General features: G+C 64.9%; 21 protein-coding genes. 6 read left to right on the top strand and 15 right to left on the bottom strand.

Going from position 1 to position 21,934, the window contains the following annotated elements:
• Positions 1-4: 4 nt before the first annotated feature.
• The 9 genes from preA to Q5701_RS11890 all read right to left on the bottom strand — a co-directional run bounded on the left by preA (position 5) and on the right by Q5701_RS11890 (position 9,921).
• Positions 5-1,306 carry an NAD-dependent dihydropyrimidine dehydrogenase subunit PreA gene (gene preA, locus Q5701_RS11930; RefSeq protein ID WP_306751205.1) on the bottom strand — a complete coding sequence of 434 codons (1,302 nt, stop codon included), beginning with the start codon at positions 1,304-1,306 and terminating at the stop codon, positions 5-7.
• 12 nt (positions 1,307-1,318) lie between these two features.
• Positions 1,319-2,677: an NAD(P)-dependent oxidoreductase gene (locus Q5701_RS11925; RefSeq protein WP_306751204.1), complete on the bottom strand. Its 1,359-nt coding sequence runs from the start codon at positions 2,675-2,677 to the stop codon at positions 1,319-1,321.
• Between the two features lie 227 nt (positions 2,678-2,904).
• Complete coding sequence (locus tag Q5701_RS11920; protein WP_306751203.1) at positions 2,905-3,507, bottom strand: YitT family protein; 603 nt, start codon at positions 3,505-3,507, stop codon at positions 2,905-2,907.
• A gap of 110 nt (positions 3,508-3,617) precedes the next feature.
• Positions 3,618-4,598, bottom strand: a complete 981-nt coding sequence (locus tag Q5701_RS11915) for an ABC transporter substrate-binding protein (RefSeq protein WP_306751202.1) — start codon at positions 4,596-4,598, stop codon at positions 3,618-3,620.
• Positions 4,599-4,620: 22 nt separating this feature from the next.
• Complete coding sequence (locus tag Q5701_RS11910) at positions 4,621-5,463, bottom strand: ABC transporter permease (RefSeq protein WP_306751201.1); 843 nt, start codon at positions 5,461-5,463, stop codon at positions 4,621-4,623.
• Positions 5,460-6,371, bottom strand: a complete 912-nt coding sequence (locus tag Q5701_RS11905; RefSeq protein ID WP_306751200.1) for an ABC transporter permease — start codon at positions 6,369-6,371, stop codon at positions 5,460-5,462. Before Q5701_RS11905 ends, Q5701_RS11910 begins: the two co-directional genes overlap by 4 nt.
• Complete coding sequence (locus Q5701_RS11900) at positions 6,364-7,137, bottom strand: ABC transporter ATP-binding protein (RefSeq protein ID WP_306751198.1); 774 nt, start codon at positions 7,135-7,137, stop codon at positions 6,364-6,366. Before Q5701_RS11900 ends, Q5701_RS11905 begins: the two co-directional genes overlap by 8 nt.
• Position 7,138: 1 nt before the next feature.
• Positions 7,139-8,590 carry a dihydropyrimidinase gene (gene hydA / locus Q5701_RS11895; RefSeq protein ID WP_306751197.1) on the bottom strand — a complete coding sequence of 484 codons (1,452 nt, stop codon included), beginning with the start codon at positions 8,588-8,590 and terminating at the stop codon, positions 7,139-7,141.
• Positions 8,591-8,655: 65 nt separating this feature from the next.
• Entirely contained in the window at positions 8,656-9,921 is a 1,266-nt protein-coding gene (locus Q5701_RS11890) for a Zn-dependent hydrolase (RefSeq protein ID WP_306751195.1), read from the bottom strand.
• Between the two features lie 200 nt (positions 9,922-10,121).
• Here Q5701_RS11890 and Q5701_RS11885 point away from each other — a divergent pair, with 200 nt between their 5' ends.
• Positions 10,122-10,739 carry a TetR family transcriptional regulator C-terminal domain-containing protein gene (locus Q5701_RS11885; protein ID WP_306751194.1) on the top strand — a complete coding sequence of 206 codons (618 nt, stop codon included), beginning with the start codon at positions 10,122-10,124 and terminating at the stop codon, positions 10,737-10,739.
• Here Q5701_RS11885 and Q5701_RS11880 read toward each other — a convergent pair.
• Together Q5701_RS11880 and mepK are read right to left on the bottom strand one after the other, a co-directional pair.
• Positions 10,736-11,311, bottom strand: a complete 576-nt coding sequence (locus tag Q5701_RS11880; RefSeq protein ID WP_306751193.1) for a TetR/AcrR family transcriptional regulator — start codon at positions 11,309-11,311, stop codon at positions 10,736-10,738. The two genes, Q5701_RS11885 and Q5701_RS11880, sit on opposite strands and share 4 nt — an antisense overlap.
• A gap of 173 nt (positions 11,312-11,484) precedes the next feature.
• Positions 11,485-12,045 carry a peptidoglycan L,D-endopeptidase MepK gene (gene mepK / locus Q5701_RS11875; RefSeq protein ID WP_306751191.1) on the bottom strand — a complete coding sequence of 187 codons (561 nt, stop codon included), beginning with the start codon at positions 12,043-12,045 and terminating at the stop codon, positions 11,485-11,487.
• Positions 12,046-12,428: 383 nt separating this feature from the next.
• On the opposite strand from mepK, the gene Q5701_RS11870 reads away from it, so the two are divergent.
• From Q5701_RS11870 to Q5701_RS11855, 4 genes are read left to right on the top strand one after another with little or no spacing between them, the layout of a single operon-like run.
• Positions 12,429-13,955 (top strand): L,D-transpeptidase family protein, encoded by a 1,527-nt coding sequence (locus Q5701_RS11870; RefSeq protein ID WP_306751190.1) that lies wholly within the window; start codon positions 12,429-12,431, stop codon positions 13,953-13,955.
• 40 nt (positions 13,956-13,995) lie between these two features.
• Positions 13,996-15,096, top strand: coding sequence for a UDP-3-O-(3-hydroxymyristoyl)glucosamine N-acyltransferase (gene lpxD, locus Q5701_RS11865; protein WP_306751189.1), 1,101 nt, complete (start codon positions 13,996-13,998; stop codon positions 15,094-15,096).
• Between the two features lie 12 nt (positions 15,097-15,108).
• Complete coding sequence (locus Q5701_RS11860) at positions 15,109-15,375, top strand: acyl carrier protein (RefSeq protein ID WP_234855419.1); 267 nt, start codon at positions 15,109-15,111, stop codon at positions 15,373-15,375.
• Between the two features lie 50 nt (positions 15,376-15,425).
• Positions 15,426-16,634 (top strand): beta-ketoacyl-[acyl-carrier-protein] synthase family protein, encoded by a 1,209-nt coding sequence (locus tag Q5701_RS11855; RefSeq protein WP_234855764.1) that lies wholly within the window; start codon positions 15,426-15,428, stop codon positions 16,632-16,634.
• A 54-nt stretch (positions 16,635-16,688) separates the two neighbouring features.
• Here Q5701_RS11855 and Q5701_RS11850 read toward each other — a convergent pair whose 3' ends face one another.
• Positions 16,689-17,432 carry an invasion associated locus B family protein gene (locus Q5701_RS11850; protein WP_306751188.1) on the bottom strand — a complete coding sequence of 248 codons (744 nt, stop codon included), beginning with the start codon at positions 17,430-17,432 and terminating at the stop codon, positions 16,689-16,691.
• Between the two features lie 461 nt (positions 17,433-17,893).
• Here Q5701_RS11850 and Q5701_RS11845 point away from each other — a divergent pair, with 461 nt between their 5' ends.
• Positions 17,894-19,456 carry a helicase HerA-like domain-containing protein gene (locus Q5701_RS11845; protein WP_306755401.1) on the top strand — a complete coding sequence of 521 codons (1,563 nt, stop codon included), beginning with the start codon at positions 17,894-17,896 and terminating at the stop codon, positions 19,454-19,456.
• Here the strand turns inward: Q5701_RS11845 and Q5701_RS11840 are convergent.
• The 3 genes from Q5701_RS11840 to Q5701_RS11830 form a co-directional block, all read right to left on the bottom strand.
• Entirely contained in the window at positions 19,419-19,826 is a 408-nt protein-coding gene (locus Q5701_RS11840; protein ID WP_306751187.1) for a DUF6477 family protein, read from the bottom strand. The genes Q5701_RS11845 and Q5701_RS11840 overlap by 38 nt on opposite strands.
• 336 nt (positions 19,827-20,162) lie before the next feature.
• Positions 20,163-21,134: a dihydropteroate synthase gene (gene folP / locus Q5701_RS11835; RefSeq protein WP_306751186.1), complete on the bottom strand. Its 972-nt coding sequence runs from the start codon at positions 21,132-21,134 to the stop codon at positions 20,163-20,165.
• Positions 21,131-21,913, bottom strand: a complete 783-nt coding sequence (locus Q5701_RS11830; protein ID WP_306751185.1) for a dihydroneopterin aldolase — start codon at positions 21,911-21,913, stop codon at positions 21,131-21,133. Before Q5701_RS11830 ends, folP begins: the two co-directional genes overlap by 4 nt.
• Positions 21,914-21,934: the final 21 nt, after the last annotated feature.

Below are 21,934 nucleotides of genomic sequence, written 5' to 3'. Positions count from 1 at the left end.
TCTTTCATTCAGCCGCCTTGACCGCCATCGGATTGTTCGGATGCGTGGTCCAGTTGGCATAGGTGCCGCGGCGGATGCCGGTGCGCAGGTCCATCTCGCCCACGGCCAGTTCGCGCATGTCGATGCAATTTTCCACCGGGCAGACGTCCAGGCACAGGTTGCAGGCGACGCATTCCTCCTCGATCACCTCGAAGACGCGGCCGGGCTTCATGGCGATGGCCTGGTGGCTGGTATCCTCGCAGGCGGCATAGCAGCGCCCGCACTTGATGCACAGATCCTGGTCGATCCGGGCCTTGGTCACATAGTTCAGGTTCAACTGGTTCCAGTTGGTGACATTGGGCACCGCCCGCCCGATCAGGTCCGACATCGCCATGTCGTGGCTGTCCAGGTAATCCCGCAGGCCCGAGATCATTTCCTGCACCACCTTGAAGCCATAGGTCATCGCCGCCGTGCAGACCTGCACCGTGCCCGCCCCAAGCGCCATGAACTCGGCCGCGTCGCGCCAGGTCGTCACGCCGCCGATGCCGCTAATGGGCAAACCGTGGGTGGCGGGGTTGCGCGCGATCTCGGCCACCATGTTCAGTGCGATGGGCTTGACCGCCGGTCCGCAGTAACCGCCATGCGCGCCCTTGCCGTCGATGGTGGGTTCGGGGGCGAACAGGTCCAGATCGACCGAGGTGATCGAGTTGATGGTGTTGATCAGGCTGACCGCATCGGCGCCGCCGCGCATCGCGGCCTCGGCTGGTTGGCGCACATCGGTGATGTTGGGGGTCAGTTTCACGATGCAGGGCATCCGGCTGTATTGCTTGACCCACCGCGTCACCATCTCGATGTATTCGGGCACTTGGCCCACGGCGCTGCCCATGCCGCGTTCGGACATCCCGTGCGGGCAGCCGAAGTTCAGTTCCACGCCATCGGCGCCGGTATCCTCGATCCGGGCCAGGATGTCGCGCCAGGATTGTTCGTCGCAAGGCACCATCAAGGAAATGACCAAGGCGCGGTCGGGATAGTCGCGCTTGACCGACTTGATCTCGCGCAGGTTCACCTCGAGCGGGCGGTCCGTGATCAGTTCGATGTTGTTGATCCCCAGGACGCGGCGGTCGGGTCCGTGGATCACGCCATATCGCGGGCCGTTCACGTTGACGACGGGCGGGCCTTCGGAACCAAGCGTCTTCCACACCACGCCGCCCCAGCCGGCCTGGAAGGCGCGGCGGACGTTGTATTCCTTGTCCGTGGGGGGCGCTGATGCCAGCCAGAAGGGGTTCGGGGACTTGATGCCGATGAAATCGCTGCGCAGGTCTGCCATGATGGAAACTCCTCAGCCGGGGATTTCGACCGGGCGGCCGGTCAGGTGGGCGTCGATGTCTTCGGCGGCGTCGCGCCCTTCGGCCACGGCGGTGACGGTCAGGTCGTCGCCGCCCGCCGCGCAGTCGCCGCCTGCCCAGACGCCGGGGATGCTGGTACGGCCCGGACCGGCCACGCCGATCTTGCCGCCATCCAGGGCCAGGGTGTCGGGCACGCCGTCCAGGCGTTGGCCGATTGCGCGGAACACCTGGTCGGCCCTGAGGCGGAAGCGGTCGTCGGTGAGGTGCAGACCGCCATCGGGATCAACGGCGGTATAGGCGAACTCGACCTCGACCACGGCGCCATTGCCGTGGATATTGACGGGGGCGGCATTGCAGACAAGCCGCACCCCGGCCTTGGTGGCATGGTCCTGTTCGTGGCGGCTGGCACCCATCTGCGACTGGTCGCGGCGATAAACGATGGTGACGTTTTCCGCCCCCAGCAGGCGTGCCTGAACGGCGGCATCCACCGCTGTCATGCCTCCGCCGATCACCACCACGTCGCGGCCCACCGGCAGGGCGGTCAGGTCACTGGCTTGGCGCAGGTCGCGGATAAAGCTGACCGCATCAAGGACATTGCGCCGTTCCTCACCCTCGGCCCGCAGGGCGTTGACGCCGCCCAGCCCCATGCCCAGGAAGACCGCATCATATTCGGCCCGCAACGCCTCGAGGGTGATCTCGTGCCCCAACCGGTGGTTGTGACGCAACTCGATCCCGCCGACGCCCAGGATCCAGTCCACCTCGGCCTGGGCGAAGCCGTCCACGGCCTTGTAGCTGGCGATGCCGTATTCGTTCAGCCCCCCCGGCTTGGGCCGCGCCTCGAAGATCGTAACCTCGTGGCCCTTGGCGGCCAGGCGATGGGCGCAGGACAGGCCCGCCGGACCTGCGCCGACCACGGCAATCCGCTTGCCAGTGGGCGCGGCGCGGCGGAAGGGATGTGCGCCCTGGGCCATCAGCCCGTCGGTGGCATAGCGTTGCAGGGCGCCGATTTCCACCGGGTCGCCTTCGGCATCCATGCGGACGCAGGATCCCTCGCACAGGTTTTCCGTCGGGCAGACGCGGGCGCACATGCCGCCCAGGATATTGGCGTGAAAGATGGTCATGGCCGCTGCATCCGGCGTGCCGGTGGCGATCTGGCGGATGAACAGCGGGATGTCGATGCTGGTCGGACAGGCCGTGACGCAGGGCGCGTCGTGGCAGAAGTAACAGCGGTCTGCCGCGACGCGGGCTTCGTGATCGGTCAAGGGCGGCGCGACATCGACGAAATTCGCCGCAAGTTCGTGGGGTGCAAGGCGACCGGGGACAACGCCCGGCGCCAGTCTTGCTTGGGACATTTGCGTCTCCTGGCTCACCTGTTGGCAAGAATCAGGCTGGCACAGGTCCGATTTTTTATCAAATGGTAAAACTTGCGCCGCCAGGCCTTGCGGATATTTCGGGCAGACGGAGGCCGTCGGCAAACCGGCAGCGCAAATGGGTGAGGCTGGACCGGACTGCCAAGGGAGGTGATCCGCGAAACCGCGCTGAGGACTGCGCAACGGGTCGGGCAGCAGCCCCCTTGCGTTCAGGCGATATAGCGGTCCTTGCGGTGGTTGACGGCAATCGTCAGGTTCAGGATAACCGCGCCCAGAAAGCTCCACCCCACGGTAATGGGGTCGCGCAAGGACAGGGCGACCAGAAACAGGCCTGCATCGAAGATCAGCTGCACCCAGCCCGCCCGAAAGCCGGTTGCGTCCTGGACATACAGTCCCACAATGCCGATGCCGCCAAGGGACGATCCATGGCGGAACAGCGCGATCAGCCCCACGCCGGTCAGGCAGCCCACCAGCACGGCCCCCACGGCGGGATGGGTTTCCCCGAAATGCAGGTATTCGGGCAGGACCATCGACAGCGCCGACAGGATAGCAACGGCCAGAAAGCTTTTGGCGACAAAGGTCGGGCCGAAGCGTTTCCAGCCCAGCCAGTAAAAGGGCAGGTTGATGACAAAGAATACCGGGCCGAAGGCCCATCCGGTGCCATAGCAGATCAGGATCGCCAGCCCCGCCGTCTGCCCGGTGACAAATCCCAGATGTGTCAACAGCACCACGCTGACGGCGGCCATGAAGCTGCCAAAGGCAATGCCTTGGGCGTCCTCGGAAAAGCTGTGTCTGGGGGATGGCAGGCTCATGCAAGGTGCTATGGCGTGCTGTTTCACCGCTTGCAAGAAAGAAGGGGGGCTGTCTGCCCCCCATCTCCTTCAGAGATTCCCCCCGAGGATATTTGCATGAAGAAGAAGCCCTAGTCGAAGGCGCGATCGGTGATGATGTGGTTGAATGCCCCTTCCGGTGCTTTCGAGATCACCGGATCGGATCCGCCCGCCATCAGCGTGTCCACGGTGCGCTGATAATCGGCCTCGTCCAGGGTGCCGTTGGATCCTGCGGTCAGCTTGCCGATTTCCGTGACCATGCGGACCTGGTGGTCCAAGGTCTGGGCGCCGGTCTCGTCGTTGTCCAGAACGATCTGGGCGGCTTCCTCGGGGTTTTCCTCGGCGTATTTCCAGCCCTTCATGCTGGCGCGGACAAACTTGACCAGGTCGGTGACCTTGGCGTCGTCTTCCAGCGTGCTTTCCAGGACATAGAGGCCGTCTTCCAGCGTGGCGACGCCCTGGTCCTCGTATTTGAAGGTCACCAGATCGTCGGGTGCGATGCCGGCGTCCAGAACCTGGCCGTATTCGTTATAGGTCATGGTGCTGATGCAGGCTGCCTGTTTTTGCAGCAGGGGATCGACGTTGAAGCCTTGCTTCAGGACGGTCACGCCATCCGGCCCGCCTTCGGTGGACAGGCCAAGCTGGCTCATCCAGGACAGGAAGGGGTATTCGTTGCCGGAAAACCAGACGCCCAGGGTCTTTCCCTTGAAGTCCGTTTTGGGGTCGGTGATGCCGCTTTCCTTGAGGCAGGTCAGCATCATGCCGGACGCCTTGAAGGGCTGGGCGATGTTGACCAGTGGCAGGCCCTTTTCACGGGCTGCCAAGGCAGCGGGCATCCATTCGACGATCACGTCCGCGCCGCCGCCCGCCAGCACCTGGGTCGGCGCGATGTCCGGGCCGCCGGGCAGGATGGTGACGTCCAGGCCTTCTTCCTCGTAGAAGCCCTTGTCCTTGGCGACGTAATAGCCCGCGAACTGCGCCTGGGTGACCCATTTCAGTTGCAGGGTCAGTTCCTGCGCACCGGCGGAACCGGCGGCCAGAGCGATGGCGGTGCCCAGCATCAGTGTCTTCATCTTCCCTCTCCTGTGTTGGGGCTTACCCCCGTTGTCGGCGCTGCGACGGGTGCCAGAACGTTACCTTCTTTTCGATCAGCGCCACGATGCCATAGAACAGCGACCCGGCAATGGCCGCCACAAGGATTTCCGCCCAGACCAGCGGCAGATCCAGACGCCCCACCGCGGTCGAGATGCGAAAGCCCATGCCCTTGGTCGGGCTGCCGAAGAACTCGGCCACGATGGCGCCGATCAGGGCCAGCGTGGTGGTGATCTTCAGGCCGTTGAACAGGAAGGGCATCGCGGCGGGCAGGCGCAGTTTCCAAAGGCTGGCCCCGTATGGCGCGGCCCAGGTCGCCATCAGGTCGCGCTGCATGGGATCGGTCGCCGCAAGGCCCGCCACCATGTTCACCAGGATCGGAAAGAACACCATCACCACGACCACTGCGGCCTTGGATTGCCAGTCGAAGCCGAACCACATCACAAGGATCGGCGCGATGCCGACGATGGGGAGGGCGGCGACGAAGTTGCCGATGGGCAGCAGCCCGCGTTGCAGGAAGGGGCTGCGGTCGATGGCGATGGCGGTCAGTACGGCGGCACCCGCCCCGATCAGCCAGCCGGTCAGTGCGCCCTTCAGGATGGTCTGCACGAAATCGGTCCAGAGGATCGCGGTATTGGCAGCGAAGCTGGCGCCGATCTGGCTGGGGGCAGGCAGGATCACCGTAGGGATCGCATGGATGCGGACGATCATCTCCCACAGGATCAGGATCGTGGCGCCAAAGATCAGCGCCACTGCAAGGCGGGTCGCGCGGGTGTCAAAGCCCGATAGCCAGGTATTCAGGGCCAGTGCGCCAAGCCAGACCGCGATAACGGGCAGCGCGCTCATCGCGCCAGTCCCATGCGGCGCAGCACCAGGCGTTCCAGCACGCCGATCAGCATGACCAGCACGGCGGCCAGGATTGCGGCGGCGAACAGCGCCGACCAGATTTGCACGGTCTGGCCATAATAGCTGCCCGAGAGCAGCCGCGCGCCAAGCCCCGCCGTGGCCCCTGCCGGAAGCTCGCCTACGATGGTGCCGACGAGGGCGGCGGCGATGGCAACCTTGAGGCTGGCGAACAGGTAGGGCACCGAACTGGGCAGGCGCAGCCGCCAGAATTGCTGCCTGCGGGACGCGTTCCAACTGTGCATCAGGTCCAGTTGCATCGCATCGGGCGTCCGCAGCCCCTTGACCATCCCGACCAGCACCGGAAAGAACGACAGCCAGGCCGCGATCATCGCCTTGGGCAGCAGCCCGGTCACGCCCATGCTGGCAAAGACCACGATCACCATCGGCGCGATCGCCAAGATCGGCACCGTCTGGCTGGCGACCGCCCAGGGCATCACCGACTGGTCCATGGCGCGGTTGTGGACGATGCCCACGGCCAGCAGGATCCCCGCCGCCGTTCCGATGGCAAAGCCCGCCAGGGTGGCCGACAGCGTGACCCAGCCATGCCAGACCAGACTGCGCTTGGAGGTGATCTTCTGCCCTGCGACGCCTTCCCACAAACCCATTGCAACTTGGTGGGGCGCAGGCAGGACCGGGCGTTCTAGGGTCAGGGTTTGGTGGACAAGATCCCCAGTAGTCAGAACGGTATCGGCCCGCGCCGCCTGATCCTGAACCCAGGTCGAATTCATCCAGATCGCGGCCAGATACCAGATCGCGACAATGGCCAGCAGCACGGTCAGGATCGGCAGGACGCGCCCGAACCCGCGCCCCAGGGCGCCCGGTCCAAAGGGGATCGCGGCCTCAGTCATAACTGTGCCCTTCGCGCAGGCCCTCGCGCACCTGCTGGGCAAGCGCGATGAATTCGGGCGTGTCGCGCATCTCCAGGGGGCGGTCGCGGGGCAGGGGGCTGTCGATCACCCGCGTGATCCGGCCCGGACGCGGCGACATGACGACGATCCTGGTGGACAGATACACCGCCTCGGGGATCGAATGCGTGACGAAGCCGATGGTCTTGCCGGTCTTCTTCCACAGATCCAGCAGCGCCTCGTTCAGGCGGTCGCGCACGATCTCGTCCAGGGCGCCGAAGGGTTCGTCCATCAGCAGGATGTCTGCGTCGAACGCAAGGGCGCGGGCGATGGAGGCGCGCTGCTGCATCCCACCGGACAACTGCCAGGGATACTTGGCCCCGAAGCCGGTCAGGTCAACCAGATCCAGCACCCGAGCGATTCGCTGCGCGCGGTCGGGCCGGGAAAAGCCCATGATCTCCAACGGCAGGCTGATGTTCCCGGCAATCGTCCGCCAGGGATAAAGCCCCGGCGCCTGAAAAACGTAACCATAGGCGCGCTGGCGCCTTGCCTGATCGGGCGTCATGCCTGCGACCGCCAGAGTGCCGGCGGTCGGTGCCTCGAGTGCGGCAATGGCGCGCAGGAGGGTCGTCTTGCCGCAGCCCGAAGGGCCGATAAAGCTGACAAAGTCGCCCCGCTCTATGGTCAGGTTCACATCCTTCAGTGCGTGGACCGGACCATCGGCGGTGGAAAACGTGAGGGAGACGTCGCGGGCCTCGATGGCGGTCAACTCACACCCCGCTTGCCGGAATGCCGGTCCGCTCTACCGGGCGCGGCGCGGTCAGTTCCTTCCAGGCCGAGAGCGCCCGGTTCACCGTGCCGCGGGGTTCCCGGGCGACGAACTCGCCGTGGCCCTCGCGGCTGTCCAGCGTGCCGTCCGTCACCGCGACCACCCCCCGCGTCAGGACATAGCGCGGCAGGCCCTTGACCCGCTGCCCCTCGAACACGTTGTAGTCGATGGCCGATTGCTGGCTGCCGGCGCTGATGGTTTTCTCGGCCTCGGGATCCCAGACGACCAGATCGGCGTCGCTGCCCACCAGTACCGCGCCCTTGCGCGGATACATTCCCAGGATCTTGGCGATATTGGTCGACGTGACGGCCACGAATTCGTTGGGCGTCAGCCGCCCGGTCGCAACCCCATGCGTCCACAGCATCGGCATCCGATCCTCGAGACCGCCCGTGCCGTTGGGGATCTTGGTGAAGTCGCCCACTCCGGTCCGCTTCTGCGCCGTGGTAAAGGCGCAATGGTCGGTCGCCACCACAGACAAAGACCCCGATTGCAACCCGGCCCATAGGCTGTCCTGGTGCAGCTTGTTGCGGAAGGGCGGAGACATGACGCGGCGTGCCGCATGGTCCCAGTCCGCGTTGAAATACTCGCTTTCGTCCAGCGTCAGGTGCTGGATCAGCGGCTCTCCCCAGACGCGCTTGCCTTGGGCGCGGGCGCGGCGAATTGCCTCGTGGCTGTCCTCGCAGGACACGTGGACGACATAAAGCGGCACGCCCGCCATGTCGGCCACCATGATGGCACGGTTGGTGGCCTCGCCCTCGACCTGCGGGGGGCGGGAATAGGCATGGGCCTCGGGTCCGGTATTGCCCTCGGCGAGCAGGCGGGCGGACAGTTCGGCCACCACGTCGCCGTTCTCGGCATGAACCATCGCGACGCCGCCCAGATCGCCCACCCGGCGGAAGCTGCTGAACAACTCGTCGTCGTTCACCATCAGCGCGCCCTTGTAGGCCATGAAATGCTTGAAGCTGGTGATGCCGCGATCCACCACCTGCGCCATCTCGTCGAAGACCTGCTGGTCCCACCAGGTCACCGCCATGTGAAAGCTATAGTCGCAATGCGCGCGGCCTGACTTGTTGTCCCACATCTGCAGCGCGTCCAGCAGCCCCTGGCCGGGGGACGGCAGGGCGAAGTCCACCACCATCGTGGTGCCGCCTGCCAATGCTGCGCGGGTGCCGCTGTCGAAATCATCGGCGGAATAGGTGCCCATGAAGGGCATCTCCAGATGCGTGTGCGGGTCGATGCCGCCCGGCATGACATAGCAGCCCGTGGCGTCCAGCACCGTGTTCCCGGTCAGCCCCTGGCCGATGGCGGCGATGCGCCCGCCCTCGACCAGCACATCCGCCTTGTAGCTGAGATCGGCGGTGACGACCGTTCCGCCTCGAATGACCGTACTCATCGTCGTCCCTTTCACTTTGGTCCAAATATCCCGGGGGTCCGGGGGCTGGCCCCCGGCCTTCGATCTCACCCCACCATCTCGGCCGCATCCAGCACGGCGTGCAGCAGCACATCCGCCCCAGCGCTTGCCCATTCCGGTGTGATCTCCTCGGCCTCGTTATGGGACAGCCCGTCCACGCAGGGGCACATGATCATCACGGTGGGCGCGACGCGGTTGATCCAGCAGGCGTCGTGGCCCGCGCCCGAGACGATGTTCATGTGGCTGTATCCAAGCCGCTCTGCCGCAGCCCGAACCGTCTGAACCAGGCCCGGATCGAAGGCCACCGGGTCGAAGTGACCGACCGGTTCGATGTCGATCCCCAGGCCCAGGTCGGCGGCGATCCGGGGCGCCTCGTCCTCCAGCCGGGCGCGCATGGCGGTCAGCTTGGCAAGATCGGGCGAACGGAAATCGACGGTAAAGACCGCGCGGCCCGGGATCACGTTGCGGCTGTTCGGCCAGACATTTGCCTGGCCCACGGCCCCCACCGCGTCGGGCTGGTGGTCCATGGCGATGCGGTGGACGGCCTCGATGATGCGCGCCATGCCCAAGCCCGCGTTGACGCGCATGGTCATGGGGGTCGATCCGGTATGCGCGTCCTTTCCGGTCAGCGTCACTTGCAGCCACCACAACCCCTGGCCATGGGTGACGACACCGATCTGCTTGTTTTCCGCCTCGAGGATCGGGCCTTGTTCGATATGGTATTCGAACATCGCATGGATGCGGCGGTCGCCCGGAGCCTCGGTCCCGCGCCAGCCGATGCGGTCCAGTTCGTCGCCGAACCGCTTGCCCTCGGCATCGGTGCGGCCGTTGGCGTAATCCTCGGTCAGGACGCCGGCGAACACGCCAGATGCCAGCATGGCAGGCGCAAAACGGCTGCCTTCCTCGTTCGTCCAGTTCACGACCACGATGGGGCGCCGCGTGGTCAGCCCCATGTCGCGGATCGATCGGATCACCTCCAGCCCCGACAGCACGCCAAGCACGCCGTCGTATTTGCCCCCCGTTGGCTGCGTATCCAGGTGGCTGCCGATATAAACCGGATCCAGGTCGGGTTCCGCGCCTTCAAGGCGCATGAACATATTGCCCATGCGGTCCAGACCCATGGCCATTCCCGCATCTTCGCACCACCGCTGGAACAGGGCGCGGCCTTCGGCATCGGCATCGGTCAGGGTCTGGCGGTTGTTGCCGCCCGCCACGCCGGGGCCGATCCGGGCCATCTGCATCAAGCTGTCCCACAGCCTTTCGCTGTCGATCCGCATATTGGCGGTCGCAAAAGCCCCGCTGGCATCGCTCATCCGCTGTCCTTCCTGTCTGGCTGCCCCGTTCTGGCGCGGGGTTGGCGTGATTGGCCCGGACACGGGCATTCACCCGTAAGCCCTTCCTTTATTGACCAAATGGTCAGGATCACGCTAGCACGGGGCAGGGTTCAGTCAAGCGTCCCGAACGGGGTGGCCTGCCTGGTGCCGAAAAACGCGCCATGGGGGAAGACATCGGAATGGCAGATCGCGTGCAGCCGCCCCTGACCCGCATCCAGCAGAAGAACCGCGACCTGATCCTGGAAGGGGCGCTGTCGGTTTTTTCCGTGAACGGCTTTCGCGGCGCAACCATCGACCAGATCGCCGAGGCTGCTGGCCTGTCGAAGCCCAACGTGCTGTATTACTTCGCGTCCAAGGACGACATCCACAAGACCCTGCTGACGACCCTGCTGGATATGTGGCTGGCCCCCATGATCCGCATCGACCCCGCGGGCGACCCGCTGGAGGAGGTGATGGCCTATGTCCGCGCCAAGCTGGAGATGTCGCGCCGCTTCCCCCGTGAAAGCCGCCTGTTTGCCTATGAAATCCTGCAAGGCGCGCCGCATCTGACCGAAATCCTAGGCGGGGGCTTGCGCGACATGGTGGACCGCGCGGCGGCGATCCTGCAAGGCTGGATGGACGGGGGCCGCCTGGCCCCTGTGGAGCCACGCCACCTGATCTTTTCGATCTGGGCGCTGACCCAGCATTACGCGGATTTTGACGTGCAGGTGCGCGCCGTTCTTGGACCGGGCCATGATCCGTTCGTCGAAGCCGAGCCTTTCCTGGACAATCTTTACCGCACGATGCTGCGCGTCTAGGCCGGGCGTTGCGTCAGCATCCCTGCGGCGGGCTGGATCAGGGACAGGTTTTCACGCGCGGCGGCCACGAAATCGTCAACCTCTCCGCTGGCCCAGTCCTTGGTGGCGGCATTTGTGGCGGCGACGATGGCGGCAGCCAGGATCTCGATCTGGGCGGGCTTTGCATCGGGGCAGCGGCGGCGCAGCAGGTCGCGCATCTGCGCGCGGCGCGACAGGATGGTCGAATTGCGCAGGGCGTCCAGCTTCGGGTCGGTGTTGGACAGCGCCAGGATATGAGCCAGCAGTTCCCGTTCATCCAGAAAACGCGTCAGATGCACGGTGATCAGGCGGTCCAGATCCTCGATCATCGTGCCGGCGCCGTTCACGAATTGCTCGGACGCATCCGCCGGGTAATCGGGCGGCGGACCCATCATGGCCGCTTCCTTGTAGGGGTAATAGTTGAAGAACGTGCGGGTGCTGATCCCGGCTTCCTTTGCAATCGCCTCGGTCGTGACGTTTGCCAGCCCGTCGCGCACCGCCAACTGGATCGCTGTTGCCTGGATCTTCTTGGCAGTTCGATAACGACGGGTCATGTGCGGCATCTGCAGCTTCCGGTTGTCGCTTATTGCAATGAAATGGTGTCAGTAATAACGCGCCGCCGTCAAGGCGCTTCCCTCATGCGATTGATTCGGTAAGGCGCATGACGAAAAACGCCGCGCGCGCAGGGCGGGCGGCGTTGAAGGCGGGCGGGTCGGACGGCTGCGTTTCAGGCGCCCCAGTTGCGGACCGGGCCGCAATCCATATGGACGAAGTTCGACCGTGAATACTTGCCCACGCCCCCGGCGCGGCAGGACATCGCGGCGTTGTACATCTGGCCGACCGAGCGAGACTTCAACCGCAGGTCGGCGGCCTTGCCCACCATGTGCAGCGAATTGCGCGCGACGCCGCTCGAGGACCGCCGCAGCATCGCGTTCGTGCGCGGAGAGCGATAGCCCGACAGCATCATGTAGGGTTCGTTGGTTTGCAGCAGCCGGTGCGAGGCGGCGGCCACGTCGACCGTGCGGGGGTCGATGCCGATCACTTCCCCACTGCGCCAGTCGCGCATGAAGATGTTGATCTCGTTCAGGGATTCCCGGATGTACTTGCCATCGACCCAGTAAACGGTGTCGAGGCTTTCTCCGGTTCGGCCGGAATACATGCGAATGCGGCGCATATCGCCCGCGCCCCGCAGCAATCCAAAGGCGTTGCCCATAACCGGTGCTGCCGCCACGGTTGTAGCCGCGAACACACCAAGAATGCCGCGACGTGAAAGAAGGTCGAATGTCATGTCAGATCGCCTGTCCCGCTTCGTCTTTTTTCCGCCACAATCCTTGCGACGCCGCCAAGGTTATCCTCGGTTAGCTAACAATATGTCAAAAGCCCGTGGGGTCAGAAACAGATTCCTGTATTCATCGGCATAATTTCAGAAAGTTAGGCGAAATCCTGCCGATGTCCACGCGCTGTGGCGCGATGGTCGCGACCCTGTGGCGCGGCTGCAACCGTTGCCGGACGGTGCCCGTTCATTGTCCTGCATTTGCTGGTGGAAGCCTTTCGAAACTGGCAGAATCCAGGTCAATCAAGGGAAGATCATTGATGCGCGGTTGGGGATTTTTTACTGCTATTGTATTGATCTTGGCTGGACAATCGGCGGTTGCACAGTCGCAGGTCGGATTGGCCCCGGCCGTGGGTGTTGCCGCCGCACCACGCCTGGATTTCAGTGCGCAGGATATGGAATTGGCCGGCCAAGCGGCGGCTGTTCCAGAACTGGCGGCCTATTACGGATCGCAGGGGCTGCGGCCGATCTTCTTGGGGGAGCGGGCGGGCGAATTGCGCGCGGCCCTGGTCCAGGCGACTGCAATGGCCCCCCGGCACGGCATCCCGGCAGGGCGCTATGCTGCTGCATCCCTCTCATCCGATGCCGCCGACGTGACCGCCGAGGTCAGACAGGCGCGAATCCTTGTCCGCTATCTGCGCGACATGACTGGGGGAATGGTTCGCCCCACGTCTGTCGATCCGCTGATCAAGCGAGAGGTGGCGCGTCCCCCGATCGACCGGCTGATCCGAGACTTTACCCTGGCACCCGATCCCGGACAGTTCCTGTTGGATTTGCAGCCCCGCCACCCGGCCTATCTTGCGCTGCAGCGTGCCTTGGGCGCGGATAGCGGGCTGGCCGTCCCCGCCCATCTGCCTCGCGCATCCGAGGGGCTGTGGAGGCCCGGAATGCGCGATCCCGGGATCGTTTCGCTGCGTGCGCGCCTGGAATCCATCGGCTTTGGCGCCCCAGCGGCGGATCCCCAGGCCTATGATGCCGCACTGGCCGATGCCGTCGCCCGCTTTCAGGCCGCGGCGGGCTTGCCATCCGACGGCGTGGCTGGGCCGAAGACCATCGGCCATCTGAACGGCGACGTGCCGTCCGATGCCCGCAACCGCGCGATCGTCGTGGCCTTGGAACGGATGCGGTGGATGGGGTCCGAGGATCTGTCTGCCCGTCATGTCTGGGTCAACATCCCCGAATACACCGCCCGCATCGTGGAAAACGGGGCCGAGGTATTCCGTACCCGCGTCGTCGTGGGCCACACCGATCACGACCGGCAAACGCCCGAGTTCTCGGACGAAATCGAATATGTCGTGGCAAACCCCCGCTGGAACGTGCCCCGTTCCATTACGGTCAAGGAATACCTGCCGAAACTGCAGGCCAACCGCAATGCCGTGTCGCATCTGGATGTCGTGGACGGCAACGGCAATGTGATCGCCCGAAACCGCATCGACTTTGGCCGCTATACGGCGGCGAATTTCCCGTATCGGATGCGGCAGAAGGCCAGCGACGACAATGCCTTGGGGCTGGTCAAGTTCATCTTTCCGAACCCCTGGAACATCTATCTGCATGACACGCCCACCAAGCATCTGTTCGCGAACGCGGCCCGCGCCTATTCCCACGGCTGCATCCGCATCGGCGATCCCTTTGACCTGGCCTATGCGCTGCTGTCGAAACAGACCGCCGATCCGCAGGCCATGTTCCACCGCGCCCTGGATCGCGGCAAGGAAGCCTGGCTGAAGCTGACGCCTGCCGTCCCGGTGCACCTGGTCTATTTCACCGCCTTTCCCGATGCCGACGGCACCATCCGCCGGTTCGAGGATGTTTATGGCCGCGACGCGCCCTTGTGGGACGCGATCCAGAAGGCCGGGCTGGATTCATAGGCTCGAAAAGTCTAAGCCCCATTCCGACAAGGGGGCGATCATGGCATTCACCATCGGGCAACTGGCGCAGGCACTGGACGCAAGGGGCTGGGGCGACCTGGATCTGCCGGTGACGGGCGCGGCCGAACCGCAGGCCACCGGCCCGGTCGGCCCCGAGGGCGGGGTGATCGCCATGGCCATGTCCCCGAAATATGCCGCGGCCCTGCAACCCGGCGGCATGGCGATCCTGGCCGAAGGAATGGACCCCGAGGCGCTCGGCCTCAGGGCCGCGATCTTTGCGCCGCGCCCGCGGCTGTTGATGGCGGGGTTGACGCGGGCTTTTGATCCCGGTCCCGACATCGCACCCGGCATCCATCCCACCGCAGTGATCGACCCCTCGGCCCAGGTCGGGGCAGATGCGGCCATTGGGCCGTTCGTGGTGATCGGCGCGGATGTCCAGATCGGGACAGGCGCCCGGATCGGGCCACACGTGTCGATTGGCCGCGGGACGCGTCTGGGCGATGACGTGCTGCTGCACGCGGGTGTGCGCATTGCGCATGGCGTCACCGCGGGCCACCGGCTGATCGCGCAATCGAACGCGGTGATCGGGGGCGATGGTTTTTCCTTTGTCACGCCCGAGGAATCGGGGATCGAGGAAATCCGCCGCACCCTTGGCGCACGCGAGGCCATCAAGCAGCAGCACTGGACGCGGATCCATTCGCTTGGCGGGGTGGAAATCGGCGACGACGTGGAGATCGGCGCGAACTCCACCATCGACCGGGGCACCATCCGTGCGACCCGCGTCGGCAACGGCACGAAGATCGACAACCTGGTGATGCTGGGCCACAATGTCTCGGTGGGCGACGATTGCCTGTTGTGTTCGCAGGTGGGCATTGCCGGGTCGGCGCGCGTCGGCAACCGCGTGGTGCTGGCCGGCAAGGTCGGGGTCAACGACAATATCGACGTGGGCGACGATGTGATCGCCGGCGGGGCCAGCAAGATTTTCACCCGTGTCCCGGCTGGCCGCGTGATCCTGGGCAATCCGGCGGTCAAGATGGAAACCCAGATGGAGATCCAAAAGGCCGTCCGCCGCCTGCCGCGTTATGCCGAGCAACTGGCGCGGCTTCAGGAAACTGTTACACGATTGTTGGAAAAGGGCTGAGCAGGAGGCTTCATGACCGACCGGACGCAAGACCGCATCAGGGCAATCATCGCCGAACAGGCGATGCTGGAGCCCGACCAGATCAGCGACGATTCGACCCCGGAGGATCTGGGCATCGACAGCCTGGGGCTGGTCGAGGCGATCTTCGCGATCGAGGAGGAATTCGACATTTCCATCCCCTTCAACGCAAATGAACCCGACAAGTCGGATTTCGACATCTCGACCATGGGCACGATCATTGCCGCCGTCGAACGGCTGGTGGCGCAGAAGGCCGCATGAGTCCGAAAAAGGCGGGAAAGAAGGCCGAGGAATCGGCAAGGCCGGTCGGGCTGCGGCGGGTGGTCATCACCGGTGCGGGCACGATCAACGCGCTTGGCCATGACGTGCCGACAACGATGGCCGCATTCCGCGACGGGCGTTGCGGCATCGGACCCTTGGAATTTCGCGACGTGGACCGGCTGTCGATCCAGATCGGCGCGCAGGTCCATCCCTGGCGGGCCGAGGATTACTTCAACCGCCAGCAAATTCTGCTCTATGACAAGTTCACGCAATTCGCCCTGCTGGCCGCCAAGCAGGCGGTGGCGCAGTCGGGACTGGATTTCCAAGGGGCGCTCGGGCTGCGGGCGGGCGTCATCCTGGGCACGGCGGGCGGCGGGCTGAACACCTGGGACGAAAATTACCGGACCGTTTACGAAGAAGGAAAGAACCGCGTCCATCCCTTCGTGGTCCCCAAGCTGATGAACAACGCCGCCGCCAGCCATGTCAGCATGGAGTTCGGCCTGCGCGGCCCGGCCTTTACGGTCGCCACCGCCTGCGCCAGTTCCAACCACGCGATGGGCCTGGCGTTCCAGATGGTTCGGTCTGGCGCCGCACAGGTCATGCTGTCCGGCGGGTCCGAGGCGATGCTGTGTTTCGGCGGTGTCAAGGCCTGGGAAGGGCTGCGCGTGATGTCCAAGGACGCCTGCCGCCCCTTTTCCGCCAACCGCAACGGCATGGTCCAGGGCGAGGGCGCGGGCGTCTTTGTCTTCGAGGATTACGAAAACGCCCGCGCGCGCGGTGCGGACATCCTGGCCGAGGTGGTGGGTTTTGCCATGTCGTCGGATGCCCAGGATATTGTCATGCCCTCCGCCCAGGGTGCCGAACGGGCCATCACGGCAACCTTGCAGGACGCAGGCCTCAATCCCGAGGATGTAGGCTATATCAATGCCCATGGAACCGGCACGGCCGCCAATGACAAGACCGAATGCGCCGCCGTTGCCCATGCCTTCGGCCACCACGCCGACCGTTTGATGATATCGTCCACCAAGGCGATGCATGGCCATATCATCGGCGGCACGGGGGCAGTGGAACTGCTGGCCTGTATCATGGCGCTGCGCGACGGGGTGATCGCGCCGACCATCGGCTATCAGGAAGCCGATCCCGAATGCGCGCTTGATGTGGTTCCAAACGAGGCACGGCAAGCGCGGGTCGATGCGGTGCTGTCCAATGCCTTTGCCTTTGGCGGGCTGAACGCGGTGATCGCGCTGCGCCGGGTCTGAACATCAAAAAACCGCGCCCAAGAATGGGCGCGGTTTGCAATGCCGTCAATCGGATCAGTTGGCCGGTGCTTCCGCAGGTGCTGCCGCAGGGGCCGGGTCAGCGGCAGGCGCGGGCGCCTCGGCGTAAGCGGCCAAGGCGTCAAAGGCTGCGGTGAATCCCGCCAGAGACAATTTCAGCTGCACCGGGTTTTCACGGTCGCCCCCAAAGGGAAGCAGCGAGATCGTTGCGTCCTTTCCGCCTTTCAGGCTGGCAAGTTCGGCCTGGGTAAAGCCCATCCGCGAAATGCAGCCGACCGGCGCGCAGAAATTGAAGGGATAGCCGCGCGCCTCGCCCGTGCCGACGGCAAAGCCCAGGCCCTGAACCAGATCGGTTTCGAGCGGGGCGATCATGGTCGCGCCTGCCGCAACCTCGCCATTGCGCAGCGGGATCAGGGTCATCTCGGCCACGGAATTGCCCTCCGAATCCTTCAGAAGCTGATACAGCTCACACGGATCCTTGCCCTGCTCTGCCTTCAGGCAGCGGGTGGTCCAATCCTGGTGGGTTTCCTTGGCATAATACTGACCGACCTGCGGCCCCGCATCGGCGGCTGGGGCGGTCGCAGTGGGTGCCGCTGCCGGAGCGTCTGCCGCAGGGGCTTGCGGCGTTGCCGCGTCGGCGGCAGGCGCCGGGGCATCGGCGGCCGGAGTTTCAGTAGCTGGGGTTTCAGGCGTGGTGGGGGCGGTGCTGTCCTGCGCGAAGGCCGGGGCCGCAATCAGGGCAAGCGCGGCCAAAACTGCCTGCGAGGGTTTGATAGGCATGGTTGTTTCGTCCCTTTGCTCAAAGCGTCGGGCGGGCGTATCATGTCCGATTTCATTTGTCAGGCGGCAACGGAAATCCCCGCGTTCAACATGGCTTGACTCTAAGCGGAGGTGGCGAACTTCTGCCTGATCCGGCGTAAGAAGGTGAATGAAATTCAAAGGGTCGTGGCGCGAACCACGACCCTGACGCCTGACGGCGAACCTCTCCCTGCCGGACTGGCCGGTCATCATTGATCTGCACGCTAATCGCGGCGGCGTAATCCGTCAACTGTCCAGATGGTCAGGGTTCATCGCCAGTAAAAAAGCCGCGCCCGAAGGCGCGGCAGTTCAACAGGGAGGAAGGTTCGCGCATCGACGACCTTGATGCCGAACGATTCCGATACTGGCATGAGGGGTTTAACATTGTATTGTCGGACCGAACGCCGCAACGGCGCGGGGCGCAACACAAGGCGGGGGCAGGCATGGCAGGCGTGGTGGACAGCCAGGCGAATACGGTCTTTCTGGGCGGCGGCGGTCCCGGCCATGCCGTCCCGCAAACCCTGCTGCTGAAATACGCCAACCGTCATGGCCTGATTGCCGGCGCGACCGGCACCGGCAAGACCGTCACCCTGCAAACCCTGGCCGAAAGCCTGTCGCTGGCGGGCGTTCCGGTGTTTCTGGCCGATGTGAAGGGCGATCTGGCAGGCCTGTCGCGCGCAGGTGATGCGAACGGCAAGCTGCATCAAGCCTTTGGCGAACGCGCGGCGCAGATCGGGCTGGCGCTGGAATACCAGGCATTTCCCGTCACGTTCTGGGATGTCTGGGGCAGGAAGGGCCACCCCGTCCGCACCACGCCCGCCGACATGGGACCGCTGCTCTTGTCGCGGCTGATGAACCTGACCGATGCCCAGGAAGGGGTGATGAACATCGCCTTTCGGGTGGCCGACGAACAGGGGCTGGCGCTGCTGGATTTGAAGGACTTGCAGGCGATGCTGGTCTGGGTGGGCCAGAACGCCGCTGATCTTTCGTTGCGTTACGGCAATGTCAGCACCGCCAGCGTGGGGGCGATCCAGCGGGCCTTGCTGGTTCTTGAAAACCAGGGCGGCGACAGCCTGTTCGGGGAACCCGCCCTGGACCTGTCCGACATCATCCGCCAGGACGCATCGGGCAAGGGGATGATCAACATCCTGGCCGCCGACCGGCTGATGCAGTCGCCCCGGCTATACGCGACCTTCCTGCTGTGGCTGTTGTCCGAACTGTTCGAGCAATTGCCCGAGGTCGGCGATCCGGACCGCCCGCGCGTCGCGTTCTTTTTCGATGAAGCGCATCTGCTGTTCGACGATGCCCCCAAGGCATTGGTCGAAAAGGTCGAACAGGTCGCGCGGCTGATCCGGTCCAAGGGCGTCAGCGTCTGGTTCATCAGCCAGAACCCGACCGACATCCCTGAAGGCGTCCTGGGACAGCTTGGCAACCGCATCCAGCACGCGCTGCGCGCCTTTACCGGCAAGGACCAGAAAGCCCTGCGGATGGCTGCCGAAAACTATCGCGCCAATCCGGGCTTCGACACCGCCGATGCCATCCAGAATGTCGGCGCGGGCGAGGCGGTGACGTCGCTGCTGGAGGCCAAGGGCATCCCGGGCATGGTGCAGCGCACCCTGGTTCGCCCGCCTTTCAGCCGGATCGGCCCGGTCACCGAGGCCGAACGGGCGCAGGTCATGGACGCCTCTCCCATGGCGCTGAAATACGGACAGGCGATGGACCGCGAATCCGCCCACGAGGTTCTGGCGCGGCGTGCGGAAGATTCCGCGAAGGCAGGCGCCGCAGCCGAAGCAAAGGCCAGGGATACCGATGCCCTGTTCGACATGACCCGCGACGAATACCGCAATGCCCGAAGGTACAAGCCGCGGGACGAAACACGCATCCGATCGTCCCGCAGCGATTCGATCGTGGAAACCTTTGGCAAAAGCCTGGCCCGCCAGCTTGGCACGAAATCCGGCCAGGCTATCGTCAGGGGTGTGCTGGGATCGCTGTTCCGTGGGCGCTGAACCCTGCGCCCATCTGCGCCAGCATCGCCGCACCGATTCGCGTGCCCGTCGTAACCGGCACTGGCGCATCGGCCACGGCCGCCCGCATTTCGGCCAGGATGGCGATCATCAACAGCACATGGCGGTGCATATCATAATCTGCCGTGCGTTGCAGGCGTGCATCGTTCAGCAACGTCTCCTCGGCCCTCAGGCGGGGCAGGGCGTTGCCTGCGGCAGGGGTGTGATCCAGGCGCAGCAGGCGCTTCAGGTCGCGGTCGCGGCGCCAGCCGGCCTGACCTTCGCGCGCGGCGCGGATCAGGATGCTGGGACGGCGTAGCGGTTCCGACACGGTGCGGGGGCGGAAGGCGATCACATTCGGCATATAGCTCATTTTTGAACTGTCCCATTCAGGTTGGCGAAATCACCTTCACACAACCATGACGGGTGTTGCCTTTATCGCAGCGTGCGCTGAGGCAACGTATCTTTAGGGTTTGTTAGGGAATGTTGCGGCTATCTGCTGATAGCAGCCGTTCATTAACCACGCTTAACGCAACCCAAGGTAGTTAGCCCGGATTATTCGTGAGGGGTTGGTGAGGCTGGCTTAACCAGTTGAAGAACTGTAGTTTTATGGTTCCTACGCCAAAAACCGCAGTTTATCAGGATGCCGCGCCTCACCATGGATGTCGCGCCCGCGCACGCCGTCTGTCCCGAACAAGCCTCTGCTCATCTACTCTGCCTTTTCATTGTTGGCGGCCTGCCACAGCCGCAGTCCTTGAACCAGATCGCGCATATCGTGGACGCGGTGGATCTGCACGCCCTGGGCCACGGCCGCCAGCGTCAGCGCAAGCGTTCCCGGCGCACGGTCCGCAGGATTCTCGGCCCCGCCGATCGTGCCGATGAAGCGCTTGCGCGACACGCCCAGCAGGATCGCGCAGCCCAGCCCATGATACAGCGAAATCCGCCGCAGGATGGCAAGATTATGCGCCTGCGTCTTGCCAAAGCCGATGCCGGGATCCACGACGATGCGGTCGCGCGGGATACCTGCATCCTCGGCCCGGCGGATGCGCGCCTCAAGCGCGTCATAGACATCCAGCAGCACGTCGCCATAACGCGGATCGTCCTGCATCGTCGCGGGCAGGCCCTGTGCGTGCATCAGGCAGACCGGCACCTTTGCGGCAGCGATCAGCGGCGCCAGGGCGGGGTCGAAATCAAGACCTGACACGTCGTTCACCATCGCCGCACCGGCGTCGATTGCCGCGCGCGCAACCGCTGCCTTGCGCGTATCGACGGATATGGGCGCATGGGACAAGGCCCGGATCGCGGGACGGATTCGGGAAATCTCGTCGGCCACCGGCACCTCGGCCGCGCCAGGGCGGGTCGATTCGCCCCCGATATCCAGGATGTCGGCGCCGTCGCGGATCAGTTGATCGCCGTGCCGGGCGGGATCATAGGCGCCGCCGTCGGAAAAGCTGTCGGGCGTGGCATTGACGATGCCCATCATGCGGGGGGCATCCAGCGACAGCCCCACAAGGTCGGCACGCGGCGCGGTCAGCCGGTCCAGCACATCCGCCGGGATGTCATCGCTGATCCGGGGCGGATGGCCGCGTTCTAGAACCTCGACCTGCGAAAAGCGGACCCAGCCGCCGGCAAGGATATGGCGGCCATGGAAAGCGGGCAGGGGACGATAATATCGGGTCATGCCCCGACCCCCGCGACACAGCCCACGGCCAGCCCTTCTGGTGCAGCAAGCAGGGGGGCGGCGGTGGCGAAATCCACGCGGGTCGCCAGCAGGCGCGCGGCCAGCCAGAAGGCCAGGGCAGGGGCTTCGGCCGCGACGGCGGGGGCCTCGACCGCCAGCCGCACGGGCGCCCAGACCACCGCCTGTTCAGAACGGATCGCGGCGTCCAGTTCGGTGCGCGTCTCGGCCACCTCGATCCCTAGGGTTCGTGCCAGAATCCAGGCGGCCTGGTCCAAGCCCAGCAGCGCCAGGCGGCGTGCATCGCCCCCCCCGGGCAGCGGCAGGACCGGAGCGTCGGGCAGGATCACCACCGCGCCCGGCGGCAGCGTCGCGGGCTGTCCCACGACGATCCGCACAGGCAGATGCTGCGCCGTCACAGGCATCCGTCCCGCATCGCGGCTGATGGTGATGCCCAGGGCGCCGGGGCCGCGATCCAGCTTTTCGACCGTCACGGTGATCCGCGCGGCACGGGGATCGGCCAGCACCTCGGCGGCGATGCGTTCGGCCAGGGTTTCGACCAAGTTATAGCGCTGATCGGCCAAGGCCGCGTCAACCGCCTGCACCAGAACGTCATAGGACAGGATATGATCGACATGATCGTCGGCCGCACCGACCGGATCGCGCAGATCGACGGTCAGGGTGAAGCGCAGGCGCTGTTCACGGCCACGCTCGGACTGGAAGGCGCCTATTTCGGCAGTGACGACATGGTCGCGCAGATGGATGCGGTCGGGTTGGGTCATGCCCGCCATTCACCTGAAATC

This window comes from Paracoccus actinidiae, assembly GCF_030863885.1.
In the GTDB taxonomy this organism is placed as follows: Bacteria; Pseudomonadota; Alphaproteobacteria; order Rhodobacterales; family Rhodobacteraceae; genus Paracoccus; species Paracoccus everestensis.
This window is presented reverse-complemented; position numbering and strand designations above follow the sequence as displayed.

What these genes read in the sequence shown, in the direction of transcription:
- preA (WP_306751205.1), bottom strand. Translation starts at nt 1,306, where the DNA reads ATGGCAGACCTGCGCAGCGATTTCATCGGCATCAAGTCCCCGAACCCC.
- Q5701_RS11925 (WP_306751204.1), bottom strand. Translation starts at nt 2,677, where the DNA reads ATGTCCCAAGCAAGACTGGCGCCGGGCGTTGTCCCCGGTCGCCTTGCA.
- Q5701_RS11920 (WP_306751203.1), bottom strand. Translation starts at nt 3,507, where the DNA reads ATGAGCCTGCCATCCCCCAGACACAGCTTTTCCGAGGACGCCCAAGGC.
- Q5701_RS11915 (WP_306751202.1), bottom strand. Translation starts at nt 4,598, where the DNA reads ATGAAGACACTGATGCTGGGCACCGCCATCGCTCTGGCCGCCGGTTCC.
- Q5701_RS11910 (WP_306751201.1), bottom strand. Translation starts at nt 5,463, where the DNA reads ATGAGCGCGCTGCCCGTTATCGCGGTCTGGCTTGGCGCACTGGCCCTG.
- Q5701_RS11905 (WP_306751200.1), bottom strand. Translation starts at nt 6,371, where the DNA reads ATGACTGAGGCCGCGATCCCCTTTGGACCGGGCGCCCTGGGGCGCGGG.
- hydA (WP_306751197.1), bottom strand. Translation starts at nt 8,590, where the DNA reads ATGAGTACGGTCATTCGAGGCGGAACGGTCGTCACCGCCGATCTCAGC.
- Q5701_RS11890 (WP_306751195.1), bottom strand. Translation starts at nt 9,921, where the DNA reads ATGAGCGATGCCAGCGGGGCTTTTGCGACCGCCAATATGCGGATCGAC.
- Q5701_RS11885 (WP_306751194.1), top strand. Translation starts at nt 10,122, where the DNA reads ATGGCAGATCGCGTGCAGCCGCCCCTGACCCGCATCCAGCAGAAGAAC.
- Q5701_RS11880 (WP_306751193.1), bottom strand. Translation starts at nt 11,311, where the DNA reads ATGACCCGTCGTTATCGAACTGCCAAGAAGATCCAGGCAACAGCGATC.
- mepK (WP_306751191.1), bottom strand. Translation starts at nt 12,045, where the DNA reads ATGACATTCGACCTTCTTTCACGTCGCGGCATTCTTGGTGTGTTCGCG.
- lpxD (WP_306751189.1), top strand. Translation starts at nt 13,996, where the DNA reads ATGGCATTCACCATCGGGCAACTGGCGCAGGCACTGGACGCAAGGGGC.
- Q5701_RS11860 (WP_234855419.1), top strand. Translation starts at nt 15,109, where the DNA reads ATGACCGACCGGACGCAAGACCGCATCAGGGCAATCATCGCCGAACAG.
- Q5701_RS11850 (WP_306751188.1), bottom strand. Translation starts at nt 17,432, where the DNA reads ATGCCTATCAAACCCTCGCAGGCAGTTTTGGCCGCGCTTGCCCTGATT.
- Q5701_RS11845 (WP_306755401.1), top strand. Translation starts at nt 17,894, where the DNA reads ATGGCAGGCGTGGTGGACAGCCAGGCGAATACGGTCTTTCTGGGCGGC.
- Q5701_RS11840 (WP_306751187.1), bottom strand. Translation starts at nt 19,826, where the DNA reads ATGAGCTATATGCCGAATGTGATCGCCTTCCGCCCCCGCACCGTGTCG.
- folP (WP_306751186.1), bottom strand. Translation starts at nt 21,134, where the DNA reads ATGACCCGATATTATCGTCCCCTGCCCGCTTTCCATGGCCGCCATATC.
- Q5701_RS11830 (WP_306751185.1), bottom strand. Translation starts at nt 21,913, where the DNA reads ATGACCCAACCCGACCGCATCCATCTGCGCGACCATGTCGTCACTGCC.